Origin of the sequence: Desulfosoma sp. (genome assembly GCA_037481875.1) — a bacterium.
Taxonomy (GTDB): domain Bacteria; phylum Desulfobacterota; class Syntrophobacteria; order Syntrophobacterales; family DSM-9756; genus Desulfosoma.
Genome location: JBBFKY010000002.1, coordinates 1 through 14674, shown reverse-complemented (window position 1 = coordinate 14674; position 14674 = coordinate 1). Strand labels below are relative to the sequence as shown.

Annotated in this window: 12 protein-coding genes, 1 tRNA gene and 2 rRNA genes; 8 read left to right on the top strand and 7 right to left on the bottom strand. The window is 54.2% G+C overall.

What is annotated here, in order from left to right; genetic code table 11:
* Positions 1–2 precede the first annotated feature (2 nt).
* Positions 3–2990, bottom strand: a complete 2988-nt coding sequence (gene pruA, locus WHS46_02955) for an L-glutamate gamma-semialdehyde dehydrogenase (GenBank protein MEJ5347630.1) — start codon at positions 2988–2990, stop codon at positions 3–5.
* Positions 2991–3227: 237 nt separating this feature from the next.
* Between pruA and WHS46_02950 the strand changes: the two genes are divergently transcribed.
* The 5 genes from WHS46_02950 (at position 3228) to WHS46_02930 (ending at position 7809) form a co-directional block, all read left to right on the top strand.
* Positions 3228–4352 (top strand): branched-chain amino acid ABC transporter substrate-binding protein, encoded by a 1125-nt coding sequence (locus WHS46_02950; protein MEJ5347629.1) that lies wholly within the window; start codon positions 3228–3230, stop codon positions 4350–4352.
* Between the two features lie 124 nt (positions 4353–4476).
* Entirely contained in the window at positions 4477–5382 is a 906-nt protein-coding gene (locus WHS46_02945) for a branched-chain amino acid ABC transporter permease (GenBank protein ID MEJ5347628.1), read from the top strand.
* Complete coding sequence (locus WHS46_02940; protein MEJ5347627.1) at positions 5379–6338, top strand: branched-chain amino acid ABC transporter permease; 960 nt, start codon at positions 5379–5381, stop codon at positions 6336–6338. The genes WHS46_02945 and WHS46_02940 overlap by 4 nt, the downstream gene beginning before the upstream one ends.
* Entirely contained in the window at positions 6335–7099 is a 765-nt protein-coding gene (locus tag WHS46_02935; GenBank protein MEJ5347626.1) for an ABC transporter ATP-binding protein, read from the top strand. Before WHS46_02940 ends, WHS46_02935 begins: the two co-directional genes overlap by 4 nt.
* Before the next feature lie 2 nt (positions 7100–7101).
* A complete protein-coding gene (locus tag WHS46_02930; protein MEJ5347625.1) occupies positions 7102–7809 on the top strand; it encodes an ABC transporter ATP-binding protein in 708 nt (235 codons plus the stop codon).
* A gap of 223 nt (positions 7810–8032) precedes the next feature.
* On the opposite strand, the gene WHS46_02925 is transcribed toward WHS46_02930, so the two are convergent.
* Positions 8033–8824: a hypothetical protein gene (locus WHS46_02925; GenBank protein MEJ5347624.1), complete on the bottom strand. Its 792-nt coding sequence runs from the start codon at positions 8822–8824 to the stop codon at positions 8033–8035.
* On the bottom strand, positions 8821–9723 hold the full coding sequence (locus WHS46_02920) for a hypothetical protein (GenBank protein ID MEJ5347623.1): 903 nt from the start codon (positions 9721–9723) through the stop codon (positions 8821–8823). The genes WHS46_02925 and WHS46_02920 overlap by 4 nt, the downstream gene beginning before the upstream one ends.
* Positions 9724–9827: 104 nt before the next feature.
* Here WHS46_02920 and WHS46_02915 point away from each other — a divergent pair.
* From WHS46_02915 to rnhA, 3 genes are all read left to right on the top strand, one after another.
* A tRNA-Gly gene (locus WHS46_02915) sits at positions 9828–9902 on the top strand.
* A gap of 73 nt (positions 9903–9975) precedes the next feature.
* A complete protein-coding gene (locus tag WHS46_02910; protein ID MEJ5347622.1) occupies positions 9976–11001 on the top strand; it encodes a DHH family phosphoesterase in 1026 nt (341 codons plus the stop codon).
* A gap of 97 nt (positions 11002–11098) precedes the next feature.
* Complete coding sequence (gene rnhA / locus WHS46_02905; protein ID MEJ5347621.1) at positions 11099–11551, top strand: ribonuclease HI; 453 nt, start codon at positions 11099–11101, stop codon at positions 11549–11551.
* A gap of 453 nt (positions 11552–12004) precedes the next feature.
* Here the strand turns inward: rnhA and WHS46_02900 are convergent, their stop codons facing one another.
* The 4 genes from WHS46_02900 to WHS46_02885 form a co-directional block, all read right to left on the bottom strand.
* On the bottom strand, positions 12005–12454 hold the full coding sequence (locus tag WHS46_02900) for a SoxR reducing system RseC family protein (GenBank protein ID MEJ5347620.1): 450 nt from the start codon (positions 12452–12454) through the stop codon (positions 12005–12007).
* A 36-nt stretch (positions 12455–12490) separates the two neighbouring features.
* On the bottom strand, positions 12491–12871 hold the full coding sequence (locus tag WHS46_02895; GenBank protein ID MEJ5347619.1) for a hypothetical protein: 381 nt from the start codon (positions 12869–12871) through the stop codon (positions 12491–12493).
* A gap of 66 nt (positions 12872–12937) precedes the next feature.
* Positions 12938–13054 (bottom strand): 5S ribosomal RNA (gene rrf, locus WHS46_02890).
* A gap of 63 nt (positions 13055–13117) precedes the next feature.
* Positions 13118–14674, bottom strand: a 23S ribosomal RNA gene (locus WHS46_02885); the annotation flags it as partial.

Here is a 14674-nt window from a genome sequence, read left to right as displayed (position 1 = left end):
CGTCACTCCGAGGGTGCAAATCCACGCCTCAAGGTGTTTTCCACCACATTCCTTGGAATCATGAACTGAAGCAGATAATCGGGCCCGCCGGCCTTGGATCCGATTCCGGACATTTTGAATCCGCCGAAAGGATGCCGACCCACGATAGCTCCGGTACACCCTCGATTGATGTACAAGTTGCCGACCCGAAAAGATTTCTTGGCTTTTTCTATGTTTTCCGGGCTGCGACTGAAAACGGCGCCCGTCAAGGCATAGCTGGTTCCGTTGGCCACATGCAGAGCCTCATCGAAAGAATGCACCTTGATCACACTCAGCACGGGACCAAAGATTTCTTCCTGGGCCAAGCGATGGTGGGGAAGAATGTCCGTAAAAATCATCAACGGAACATAATGGCCGTGATCATCCCCAAAGGGCCGTTCCACCAACACTTGCCCTTCGGTTTTGCCGATTTGAATATATTCCGAAATCTTCTTTTTGGCTCCGGCGTCAATCACAGCCCCCATCATGTTCTTAGGGTCTTCCACCGGGCCTAGTTCCAAACTTTCCGCAGCCGCCTTGAGCCGCGTGATGAATTTGTCATAGTTTTCTTCCAGAACAATGAGGCGCGAACAGGCTGAACATTTTTGGCCCTGATATCCAAAAGCCGAATGCAGCACGTGGACGACGGCTTCATCCAAATCGGCGTCGGCATCGATGATAATGGCGTTCTTGCCTCCCAGTTCCGCAACCACATTCTTGATCATCCGGGCGGAAGGGGGAGTTTCATAGGCCTGTCGAAGGATATTTAAGCCCACCTCTTTACTGCCCGTAAAGGCAATCATGGCCACATCCGGATGGTTCACCAAGACTTCGCCTACAACGGATCCGGGCCCTGGAACAAAATTCAAAACTCCCGCCGGCAAACCCGCCTCTTCAAAAAGCCTTACCATGCGCCAACCGATCACAGGAGACTGAGATGCGGGTTTATAGACCACTGTGTTTCCTGTCACCAAAGCAGCCGACGTCATGCCTGTGGAAATGGCGAGAGGAAAGTTCCACGGAGCAATGACCGCCGTCACCCCTCGCGGTTCATAAAAAAGATGGCTGATCTCTCCCGGGACACGGCCCATGCGTCGAGGCGTTCCCAGACGGATCATTTCACGGCCGTAGTACTCCAAAAAATCGATGGCTTCGCACACATCCGCGTCCGCTTCCTTCCAACTCTTTCCCACTTCAAAAACCTGAAGCGCCGCCAGTTCGAACCGCTGGGATCGAGCGATCTGCGCGGCTTTGAACAGGGTGGCCGCTCGCTCTGAAGGTGCCGTGTCACGCCAGGCCGAAAAAGCTTCCTTGGCCGCACGAACCGCCTCCTCCGCCTCACGGCGGCCCGCTGAAACCACCACGCCCACCACCTCCCTTGTGTCGTTGGGATTGGTGGAAGAAAACACGTCCCCACTTGTGATTTTGGATCCTGCCACAATCAGGGGAACTTTGACCGGAAAGCTTTTGCGCACCTTGGCCAAAGCCTTTTGAAAATCCCGACGCACCTCCTCCTGTGTCCAGTCCCACGGGGGCTCGTTTTGAAAAGGCCCTAAAGCATCTTTTTCGGCCGGTTCACCAACCACGTCGGCGGTTTCTTTCGTTTTTTCAGCGAGGATTTCCAACGGATTTCGCAGCAAGGACTCCCGTGAAACGCCCTCCGAAAAACTTAAACGCAAGAACGATTCGTTGCTCGTGTTTTCCAAAAGACGCCGCACCAAATAGGCCATACCGGGAATAATTTCGCCGATAGGGGTGTAGAGACGCAAAGGCAACCCCGCTTTTTTCAAAGCCGTGCGCACCGGTTCGGCCATGCCGTAGAGGATTTGGTATTCCAATCGGTCCGAAGGGACTTTAAGCTCCTTGGACAGTTCCAGAACATAGGCGAGGCTGCGAATATTGTGGGAGGCACAGGCGCAGGACACAAAGGCATGATTTTGGAGTAGAATTCCAGCAAGTTTTTCAAAATTGGCATCTGTTTCATGTTTTCGCGTAAAGACAGGAACCGGCCATTGGTTCTGCCGCGCCCACACGACTTCCGCATCCCAGTACGCTCCTTTGACGAGACGCACAGTGCAGCGTCGTCCTCTTTTCTTGGCCCATTCAATGATGGAACGAAGATCTTTTTCGCTGTCTCGAAGATAGGATTGAATCACGAGCCCCGTATGCGGGTAATCCCTGAACTCGGGCTCTTCCATGAGGCTTCTGTAAAGCTCGAGGGTCATGTTTTTAAGAGCCGTATGTTCCATGTCCAGACACACAAAGGCTCCTGAGCTCATAGCTTTACGAAAGACAGGGCGCAGACGTTCCTTGGCACGGTCCACGCTGTAGTCAAAAGCTACAGGATGCATCTGGGAATACAAGGCCGATGGTTTGAGGGAAATGTTGACTTTGGGGGCATGTCCCCAGTCCAGATTCCCGGAACCTCCGCCCAAAGGAGGCCATCGCGTGCAGGCTTCCCCAAGGAAATCCAGGAGTTCTAGGTACCTCTGGAGATACATCTCTTCTTCGGCTCTGGAAACGACGGCTTCGCCCAAAAGGTCCACCGTAAAAGCCATCCCTTGGTTTCTGAGATTTTCCAAGGTTTCGAGGGCTTCTTGAGGGGTCGCACCGGCGATGAACTGAGCCCCCATGGATTCAATGTTTTTAGCCATGCTCTTGGCCACCATCTTGGCAGCAAAAGATGTGGGCGACAGCTGACGAAGTCCCCACTGAAGCGCTACTGGAAAACACTGGTCCGGACGACAGAAATATTCTTGAAGATGCTTGGCCACCGATTCAGGACGGGTGAGGTAGGGAAAAACGTCAATGAACCGAAACATCTCCACCTTGAAAGCTTCATTTTGCATGCACCAGTCTATGACCTTGCCGGTCCAATAGTCCTTCTTAAAAATGGATGGGGTTTCGTCTTCAATGAGCTGGTACAACCACAATCCGGTCTGACGAATCCGTCTCTCGAGATCACTGTTCATGAGCCCCGCTCCTTTACTGTCGTTTCGCGTGCGGTGAACTTGCCGCGCCCAACCTTTTAGGACTGCTTCAACAACCAGCTTCGCTTGAAACAAATCCCGTTTCCCCTCAGGTTGTCAAGTTGACAGGGTCCGATTTTTTTTGATATCTTCCGCACACTTTTTCATGGAAGTGGTTCCAAGTGGCGGAAGCGTTCAGCAACGAATCGGGGGTTTCAAAAGACAAGGAGGGAGATACCCATGAAAAAAGGTCTCGTTGCGGTAGCGGCGCTGTGTCTTCTTTTGGGCGGTGTGATTGCGGCCAAAGCGGACACCATCAAGATCGGCCTGATGGGACCCATGACCGGACCGTGGGCCAGTGAAGGCCAGGAAATGAAGCAGGTCTTGGACCTCCTTGCGGCAGACCTGAATGCCAAGGGCGGTGTTTTGGGCAAAAAGGTTGAAGTGATCGCCGATGACGACGGCGGGGATCCCCGCACGGCAGCTTTGGCGGCCCAGCGTCTGGCTACACAAGGCATTGTGGCCGTCATCGGGACCTATGGTTCTTCCATCACGGAAGCCACCCAGAATATTTACAACGAATCCAAGATCCTTCAGATCGCCAACGGATCGACCGCCATTCGACTCACGGAAAAGGGACTCAAATACTTCTTCCGCACCTGTCCTCGCGACGATGAACAGGGACGGGTGGCGGTGCAAGCCATCGAAAAGATGGGAGCCAAAAACGTCGCTATTCTGCATGACAACACCACCTACGCCAAAGGTCTCGCCGATGAGGCCAGGGGGCTTTTGGAAGGCAAAGGGGTCAAGATTGTTTTCTTCGATGCTTTAACCCCAGGTGAGCGAGACTATACGGCCATTTTGACCAAGCTTAAGGGAGCCAACCCGGATGTGGTTTTCTTTACGGGTTACTACCCTGAAGCGGGTCTGCTGCTGCGTCAGAAAAAGGAAATGAACTGGAACGTGCCTTTTATCGGTGGGGATGCCACCAACAATCCGGATCTCGTGAAAATTGCGGGTAAAGATGCGGCGCAAGGGTTCTACTTTCTGAGTGCTCCGCTGCCCAAGGACCTGCCGTCCCCGGAGGCCAAAGCCTTTTTGGATGAATTCAAGAAGAAATACGGCACAGCCCCCAACTCCATCTACGCGGTTCTGGCCGGGGATGGTTTTCGCGTAATCACGGCCGCTATTCAGGCGACCCAGTCTACGGATCCAGACAAGCTGGCCGAATATTTACATAAGCAACTCAAAGACTTCGCCGGTCTAACCGGTAAGATCGCCTTTAATGAAAAGGGTGATCGCGTCGGGGAAGTGTATCGTGTCTACAAGGTGGACGCGGAAGGAAACTTCATTCTGCAACCGTAACGGTGGTGAACCCGCCCTTGCCTGCAGGAGCGTTTTCGGGTAGCAGCCTGATCTCCGAACCGGTAACGCTCCTGCACTCATTTGGCAACCATCACGCTTCGGGTGACCGACAACAATCAAGCCCATGGAAGAATTCCTTCAACAATTGACCAACGGGCTCGCCGTGGGCGGCATATACGCTCTGATCGCCTTAGGCTACACCATGGTCTACGGCGTTCTTAAGCTCATCAATTTCGCTCACGGGGACCTGTTCACCATTGGATCCTATCTGGGTCTGACCCTTTTGACCTCCATGGCCTTGGTGGACCGGTTGGGCCCCGTGGCAGGGATCGCCGTGTTGGTCCTGATGGTCATGGGGTTGGTGGCTCTCGTGGGCGCTCTCCTGGAACGGGTGGCCTATAGACCCCTTCGTCATTCCCCTCGGTTATCCGCCGTGGTGTCCGCTCTGGGAGCTTCCATCTTTTTTTCCAATGCCCTCATGCTCATCTACGGCGCTCGATTCCAAGTGTATCCTCAGGGCATCTTGCCCAAAACGGCTATCGATCTCTTCGGCCTCTATGTGCCTTTGGTTCGAGTGCTCATGCTCGGGACATCCGTGGTGATGATGATAGCCCTCTACACCTTCATACAGAAGACGAAGATCGGAACGGCGATCCGCGCCGCCGCCATTGACCAAGATGCGGCACGCCTCATGGGCATCGATGTCAACCGCGTCATTCTCATGGTGTTCCTTATCGGCCCGGCTCTGGGCGGTGCAGCGGGACTGATGGTGGGGTTGCATTACGGGCAAATCAACTTCACCATGGGTTGGGTTTACGGATTAAAAGCTTTTACGGCGGCGATTCTTGGAGGCATCGGCAACATTCCAGGGGCTATGGTCGGAGGCATTCTGCTGGGCGTTATTGAGGCTTTGGGAGCCGCGTACCTGTCCGTGGCTTGGAAAGATGCGATCGCCTTTGGAGTCCTGATTTTTATTCTCATCGTGCGTCCCACCGGACTGCTGGGAGAACGGGTCGCGGAAAAGGTATGATCTGGAGTCGTTTTCTCACCTACGGACTGATTGCGGCGGCTTTGGCCGCCTGTCCTCTGTTTCTCAACCCCTACTGGACGGATGTGCTCAACAGCATCGGACTCTACGCCGCTCTGGGACTCAGCCTTAACCTCATCGTGGGCCATGCAGGCCTCTTTAATCTGGGACACGCTGCCTTTTATGCCGTAGGCGCCTACACCGCCGCCATCCTCAACACCCATTTTCATATCCCTATTTTGATGCTCATGCCCCTGTGCGGGCTCACAGCAGGGCTCTTTGCCCTTCTGATCGCTCGACCCATCATCCACCTTCGAGGGGACTACCTGTGCATTGTTACCATCGGAGTGGGAGAAATCGTTCGAATCGCGCTCATTAACAATGTTTTCGGAATCACAGGAGGCGCCAACGGCATCTTCGGCATCAGTCGGCCGAATCTGTTCGGCTGGGTGATTCGACAACCTCACGAATTTTTCTATCTTATTTGGGCCTTCGTGGCCTTGACAATCTTTTTCTTTCATCGCCTTGAAAATTCAAGGTTCGGTAGAGCTTTGAATTACCTTCGAGAAGATGAAACGGCCGCCGAAGGCAGCGGCATCGACACGGCCCATTACAAGCTCATGGCCTTTGTGCTTGGAGCGGCCTGGGCGGGCATGGTCGGCAATATCTATGCGGCTAAAATGACCATTATTGCCCCGGAATCCTTTAGTTTCTGGGAATCGGTGGTTATGTTCACTCTGATTATCTTGGGGGGATCGGGAAGCATTCCAGGAGTGCTTCTGGGAGCTTTTCTCATCGTGGGATTGCCCGAAGTGTTTCGTGGCTTCACCAATGCACGCATGATGGTCTTTGGGGCCGCCATGATCGCCATGATGATCTTTCGAACCGGAGGCATTCTACCAGCTCGGCCACGCCGATACAGATTGCCCGAACAATATGTTGGGGAGGAGGGGGCGTGAGTCTTTTGAGCCTACGGCGGTTGACCAAATCCTTTGGAGGTCTCACAGCCGTCCACAACGTCTCCTTTGACGTAGACTCTGGAAGTATCGTCGGGCTGATCGGTCCCAACGGCGCCGGTAAAACCACGGTTTTCAACCTGATCACGGGCATCTATCGACCGGACCAAGGCGACATTCTTTTCAATAACACTTCGTTGCTGGGTCTTCGCACACACCGCATCATCCGCTTGGGAATCGGTCGAACCTTTCAGACCATTCGCCTTTTTCAGAATCTGTCCGTGCTGGAAAACGTCCTGGCAGGATGCCATTGCCGCATGCGTTCCGGGGTTGTTTCCGCCATGCTCGGGTTGGGTCGACATCGAAGGGAAGAAAAAAAAGCCATCGACCAAGCTTTGGACGCTCTGGCTTTCGTAGGGCTGCAAAAGAACGTGCTGCAAAAGGCCAAAAATCTCTCCTACGGCAACCAGAGACTACTGGAGGTCGCGCGGGCTTTGGCCACGCAGCCCAAGCTGCTCATTTTGGACGAACCGGCCGGAGGCATGAACGAACAGGAAACGCAAGAACTTATTGAAATTATTCGAAAGATTCGAGCCAAAGGGATCACGGTTCTGCTTATCGAACATGACATGAACCTGGTCATGCGCGTGTGCGAAAAGATTGTCGTTTTGGAATACGGGTCCAAAATCGCCGAAGGCACACCTTCGGAAATCAAAGCTAATCCCCGTGTCATTGAGGCGTACCTGGGGACGGACGAAGACTGAAAATGCTTCAACTCGTGGACCTTTACGTTAAGTATGGCAATATTGAGGTGCTGCACGGCATTAACCTCACAGTGCATCCCGGGGAAATCGTGACCATTCTCGGGGCCAACGGGGCAGGCAAATCCACCACGTTGCTCACCATCAGCGGGCTGGTCAAGCCGTCTTCAGGAGCCGTGATTCTGGAAGACACCCCTCTGCATAAGCTGCCGCCTCACGAAGTGGTGCGCCGCGGAGTGGCTCATGTGCCTGAAGGACGTCGCGTTTTCGGAACCCTTACCGTTCAGGAAAACCTGAACCTGGGAGCCTTCATTCGATCCGATACAAACGGTGTTCAGAAAACTCTTCAGTGGATCTACGAGCTTTTTCCCATCCTGGCGGAAAGACGCCGCCAACTTGCCGGAACCCTCAGCGGCGGGGAACAGCAGATGCTGGCCATAGCCCGAGGACTGATGAGCCGGCCTAGAATTTTGCTGCTGGATGAACCCAGTCTCGGATTGGCACCATTGCTTGTGAAGACCATCTTTCAGACCATACAGGACATTAACGCTTCGGGGGTGACTATCGTCCTGGTGGAACAAAACGCTCGAGCAGCTCTGAAGCTGGCTCACCGAGGCTATGTGCTGGAAGTGGGTCGCATCGTCTTGGAAGATACCGCTCAGGGACTCCTGGAAAACGCCGACGTTCAAAAGGCGTACCTGGGAGGCGCCTAAATTCGACACGAGTCTGTTTCACTCCCAAGGCCAGAAAACCATGACGTAGATTTAGCTTCTAAAGCCACATGCCGTTTGATTTCTTCGATAGCGCTCTGATCTTTTTTGGATCTGGTTCAGTTCGGGCCCCATAAGTTCCTGCATGGCAAATTCAAGAGCTTCTTTCACTTACCCACCTCCTGAAAAAGTTCAGACTCGTCACCGATGCGCCCCGGAAATATTATTACACCTCACGTTTGCGGCGTTCTTTACGTGCAGCCTTTTTCCAACCACCATCCTTGCGCCCTTTTTTTCCCGAAGTTTCCTTGCCGCGGGGTTCTTCGAAGACTCGGTTTGAAAAAAGCTCTTGAAGGTGGTGTGGTTTCACATGAAAGGAGCCGAAATCGACTCGAAAGTCTTCCTTGGGAACCGTCTTGGCGCCTTGACGCGGACGAATGACGGTCTCTTCTTCCGTTTCTTCAAGCATGCCTAAAGGAATGATGACATAGGACGCCTGCACGGCTCTAGCGAGGAAGAAATCTTCTCCAGCTTGATAAAACAGTTCGCCGGCCGCGTAGGCTTCTCGGGCTCGTATCTCCAGAACCAGGGGAGAAGAAGTGCGACGTCGAGCCATACGTTCCGCCGTTTCTTTATGCACCCATAAAGGAACATAGGATCGATGCCGGGCTCGAAGACCATCCAGGCGCACCGAGGGAAGCTGCTGAGGGCGAATGCCTGTAAAGAGCCGATCCGGTGGTTCCACCGAGGAAAAAAGAGGAAGGGTTGAAGACCCAGCCACCAGCCTTAACCGTGATCCGTCTAGGACAAAGGGCAGGGCATGGCCCAGAAGAGCCAGTTCTTTCAATGTGGATTCGCGGACGAAACGTAATCGAGGATCCTCCTGCAGGGCCCAATAAAATTCCTTCCATGGCATGGTGCCGTCGTCGTCCCAAAAGAGGCCATACTCATGGGGCAGTGTGCACGCCATGGTGGTAAGAATTTTGGCCAAAGTCTTCAGTGGAACCGGGTGACTCATGCAGACTCACCTCCCAAGATGGCAATAATCGGAGGGATGCAGTGGCGCGCGATATCGCTTCGGGATCCACCGCCTAGGACCACTTCCAGACGTCCATGACATGTTTTTTCGGCCAGTTCCGTCATCATACGGGCGATCATGAGATAGGCGGACCGGCTTAAGCCTATGTCACCATAGTCTCCTCGGTGCGTGTCAAAACCAAAATACCAAAAAATGAGATCCGGTTGAAACCTCAAGCATCGATCATAAAAAGCCTGTCTCGCCGTTTCGTAATAACGGAGGTCCATATCCGTTTCTTCTTCCGAGGCCACATCATCCCCCCATCCAAGGGTGCGCCACAGGGAAAGGCCGCCTGGTACAGGAACATCCACCTTGGTGCCATCGGGGGATTCATAGGCGCTATAACATAAACACACATGAAGAACGTTCGGGTCGTGACGCACCAAGTCCCGTGTGCCATCGCCATGATGGGCGTCCGTGTCCAAGATGGCAAAACGCTGTAACCCATGCTTTTCCCGTAACACCGTGATGGCCAAAACCACATCGTTAAAGCAACAGTAACCTCCGAAAAAATCCCGACCACTATGATGACCTCCAGCACCGATAAAGGCAAAGGCGTTTCGAAGCTCCCCCAAAGCAATCTTTTCGGCTCCTAGAACCACACCTCCGGCGGAATGCCATGCCGTAGAACACAAAGCGTCCCGCATGACACCCTCCAAAAGCTTTCGGGAATGGACTTTGAGGATCCAGTCTTCGGTAATGGCTGGAGATTCAATGAGAACAAAGCGAGGGTTCCGCAATAGGGGTTCCAGGGCCTGGGGGAAATCTTGGAGTCGAGAGCCCTGGGTGAGGTAGCTACGGCGACTGAAGCTGGAATGATAAAGTATTCCCGTGGTCATCACGCCCTCGCTTTCAAGTTTACATAATATATATTATCGGATGACAGCCAAAATTTTTCCTTGACTCAGGGCCGACTCTGGAGTTAAAGAAGCTCACGAACTGAGCGGGAATAACTCAGCGGTAGAGTGCGACCTTGCCAAGGTCGAAGTCGCGGGTTCGAATCCCGTTTCCCGCTCCATAGAGAATCTTGAGGGGTGGAAAGGCCACCCCTTTTTTCGTCCTCGTTCCACTGCGCAAATGTTACGGGTTTCATGGCGCCCAACAAACAGCCTTCCTCCGCATGCCCCACGTCTTTGAGGCCGCGTTCTCGAAAAGACGCGCTTCAACGCCTTTACGCTCTGGTGCAGACGAAAGATCGAGTGCTGATTACCATCGATCCGGATCCGGACTCCATTGCCGCCGCTTTCGCCCTGAAACGGCTTCTTTGGCGACGCGTGCATTCCACCACCATTGGAATCATTCGGCCCATTCGGCGTCTGAACAACTTGACCATGGTGCGGTTGCTGAAGCTGCCCTTGGTCCTTCTGAAGGATAAAAACCTTAGCGATTTCAACAGGTTCTTTCTGGTGGACGGACAGCCGGCTCACAATGAGTTCTTTCAAAAAATTCCGTACTCTCTGGTCATCGACCACCATCCCGTTACGGCCTTGCCGGAAATTCCTTATCTGGACATTCGGCCCGACTATGGAGCCACTTCAACGATTCTCACCGAATACCTGATCGCAGCCAAGATCAAGCCTTCAAGAACCCTGGCCACGGCCCTTATATACGGCATCAAGACGGACACACAAAACTTCGAACGCCAAAGTCGTGAAGAGGACGTACGTGCCTTTCACTACCTCTACGACAAGGTGTACCAGGCAACCTTACGCAAGATCGAAATTTCCGACCTGGCCCTTAAGGACCTCACCTACTTTGTCGAGGCCATCAAGAACAAGACAGTGATCAAGGATCGCATTTACACGCATCTTGCTCGGGTTCCTTCCGCTGACATCCTGGTCATCTTGGCCGATTTTCTGCTCAAAGTCCATGACATCTCTTGGAGTATCGTCAGTTCCGTTGTGGACAAAACCCTTGTGGTCATCGTTCGAAATGATGGATACCGCAAGAACGCAGGTCGAAGTGTGCAGAAGGCCTTTGGAGCATGGGGAAGCGCCGGAGGCCATCGATCGGCGGCTCGAGCTGAAATTCCCTTAGAACGTTTGGAAGAGGCCCTGAAGAAAAAAACCCCTATGGCCATGGCTCGGTTCGTCCGCCAACGGCTCCGTGCCTCTTAAGGAGCGGAATGCCTCAATCGATAGGATTCCGTTCCTACTTCTTTCAGTGTCACGGCAAGAAGGGGGGGCATTCCCATCCAAGGATAGAAAATCCTTCATGAAAACCGTTGAAATCTTCACCGACGGAGCCTGTTCCGGCAATCCCGGCCCTGGAGGCTGGGCGGCGCTGCTCCGTTATCAGGGACATGAGAAACGCCTGAGCGGATCTTCCCCAAGGACCACCAACAATCAGATGGAACTCACAGCCGTCGTGGAAGCCTTGAAAGCTCTCAAGGAACCTTGTCGAGTCCTTCTGTTTACGGATTCCCAATATGTTCAAAAGGGAATCACTCAATGGATTCACACCTGGAAAAAGAACGGTTGGAAAACTTCTAAAAGAGAGCCTGTGAAGAATCGAGAGCTATGGGAGGAATTGGATCGATTGGCGTCCGTGCATCAGGTGGAATGGCGGTGGATTAAAGGTCACGAAGGTCAAAGGGAAAACGAAATCTGCGACGCCTTGGCACGTGCCGCCATTCCCAGTCGGGTAGCCAAGAGCTTCAGCTCGTGACGCAGCTGCCTTTTTGAAAATTGCTGCGGTGCAGAGGGGTTCGCCGCGAACGATTTCCCATGCCAGATAAGAATCTGCTTTCGGCAGAAGGACCAGATCGACGCGGAACACCGCAAAAAGATCTTCCAGTTCCATGGCACGATCGACCCGCCGCCTGGCCGTAAGGCGCACGCGGTAGAAAGGCCGTACTCCACTGTCTTAATCTAAGCCCTCAGCAAAACGCGAAGGGTCAGACCACGTCTCGCCTGGCCGCTCCGGTACGGCTCGAGCCTGGCTGCCAAAAGCGTAGACGTCGGCAAGGCCAAAAACGCGGGCCATGCGCCCCAATCTTTTCCCAGTGGTCGTCTCGAGTGACCGTAAGTTAAAACGCCTGCCGCAGTTCCTTCGCCGAAGCCGAATTCGTCACGGCAATCCGCGTCGCCTTGGGAGAAGTCTATCCCATGTGGCACAAAATCAACCAAGGTCGAGACAACTCACTTCTTTGACAAGGATCCGCGAGAGGATCGGAAGGACCTCGTCACTCTGGGCCATTTTTCGGACCATCAGGAAACTAAAGGCCAAAGCCACGATCAAGCCTGCGGCACCTGCCGCAACGACTGCCGCTGTGGAAGTCCAACCCCATAGGAAAGCCGACAGGCTTCCAAGAGCCAGAGCCGCCGCCGGAAGACCGAAAAACAAAATAGAGTAAATCCAGAGAGGGCCGGCGGGAAAGGAAATTTCAACCCGGTCACCGACACAAGCTCCCAAGGGATCGCGAACTTCCACAAGGCGGTTGGAGCCTTGGGGGCGCAGCCGCATACAGGAGCTGTGAGCGTGACAGGCATGGCAGTTTTCTTCCCTTTCCAGAACGACGAGAGCTCGCCCAGGGCTGACACCGAGCACCGTGGCACAGCGCACAGGCATGGTTTGCCTCCCTAGTAGACAGCACGTTGACTTTCCTTAGCTACTTGCCTGCAAAGCGTACCGAAAGGCCGGCACACCGTCTTCATGAGGAAAAGGCGTTCGAGCGATAACATCTGCAGGCAGGGGGGACGTTTCCTCAAAGACGTCAAAGGCAAAATACAAAAGGTTCAGTTTTTCGCGATAGCGTCGTTCAAGCAGAAAGGCGTAGAGGCATCGAAGGTGCTCTGAACGCGAGCCTGACTCATGTGGAAACTTTGCTTGCAGGAAAGCTTCCACGAAAGGTTTCGAGGAAGCCATGAGAGCGGTTTCAAAAGCGCTGGCTGGAAAATCCTTCCACTCCTCATCCGGTTCAAAGGATGCAAAGGCCTCCATGAGAGGCTTCCATGGAATTGTGTGGGCATCGGGTGTCTGCAGCATGGGAAGTGATCGTTTTAAGAGACAAAAAAAGCCGGACTCCATTGGACCGGCGGTAGGATGGGGTTGGGCTGGCGGCGACCGACTCTTCCACGCGGCTTCCCGCGCAGTACCATAGGCGCTGAGGAGCTTAACGGCCGTGTTCGGGATGGGAACGGGTGTGGCCTCCTCGCCATAGCCACCAGCCCACACAGGACCTGAATAGGGTGAGGCAAGAGTGCGCGACGGGCTGTGTCCTTCAAGAAAGGGATGGTCAAGCCTCACGGCCGATTAGTACCGGTCAGCTCCATCCGTTACCGGACTTCCACCTCCGGCCTATCAACCTCGTGGTCTCCGAGGGGCCTTCAGCGGGACCGAAGTCCCGAGGGAACTCTCATCTTGGGGTGGGTTTCCCGCTTAGATGCTTTCAGCGGTTATCCCTTCCGAACATGGCTACCCAGCGGTGCTCCTGGCGGAACAACTGGGACACCAGAGGTTCGTCCATCCCGGTCCTCTCGTACTAGGGACAGATCCCCTCAAAGTTCCTACGCCCGCGGTAGATAGGGACCAAACTGTCTCACGACGTTTTAAACCCAGCTCACGTACCGCTTTAATCGGCGAACAGCCGAACCCTTGGGACCTGCTCCAGCCCCAGGATGCGATGAGCCGACATCGAGGTGCCAAACCTCCCCGTCGATGTGAACTCTTGGGGGAGATCAGCCTGTTATCCCCGGCGTACCTTTTATCCGTTGAGCGACGGCCCTTCCATGCGGAACCGCCGGATCACTAAGACCGACTTTCGTACCTGCTCGACTTGTGGGTCTCGCAGTCAAGCTCCCTTATGCCTTTACACTCTACGGCTGGTTTCCAATCAGCCTGAGGGAACCTTCGCGCGCCTCCGTTACCCTTTGGGAGGCGACCGCCCCAGTCAAACTACCCACCAGGCACTGTCCCCGGGAAGGATCACTTCCCCAGGTTAGAGCCCTAGACGCATAAGGGTGGTATTTCAAGGACGGCTCCATGGGAGCTGGCGCCCCCACTTCACAGCCTCCCACCTATCCTACACATACACGTCCAAAACCCAATGCCAAGCTGTAGTAAAGGTGCACGGGGTCTTTCCGTCTAGCCGCGGGTACTCGGTATCTGCACCGAGACTGCAATTTCACTGAGTCCCTGGTCGAGACAGTGGGGAAGTCGTTACGCCATTCGTGCAGGTCGGAACTTACCCGACAAGGAATTTCGCTACCTTAGGACCGTTATAGTTACGGCCGCCGTTTACCGGGGCTTCGGTTCAAGGCTTCTCCGAAGATAACCTCTCCCCTTAACCTTCCGGCACCGGGCAGGCGTCAGACCCTATACGTCGTCTTGCGACTTAGCAGAGTCCTGTGTTTTTAGTAAACAGTCGCTACCCCCTATTCTCTGCAACCCCCTTCGGCTCCGCTTGCTGGAAACTTCACCTACCGAGGGCACACCTTCTCCCGAAGTTACGGTGTCATTTTGCCGAGTTCCTTAACCAGGGTTCTCTCAAGCGCCTGAGGATTCTCTCCTCGCCCACCTGTGTCGGTTTACGGTACGGTCACCCGGAAAACTCGCTAGAGGCTTTTCTTGGCAGCATGGGATCAGCCACTTTGCGGCCTTGCGGCCTCGGCATCACCTCTCGGCGTTTGACGAAGATCCGGATTTGCCTGGACCCTCCGCCTACAGGCTTACACCAGGACGTCCATCACCCGGCTGGCCTGCCCTTCTGCGTCCCCCCATCGCTCAAACGCTTTCCCGGTGGTACAGGAATATTAACCTGTTTCCCATCACCTACGCCTTTCGGCCTCG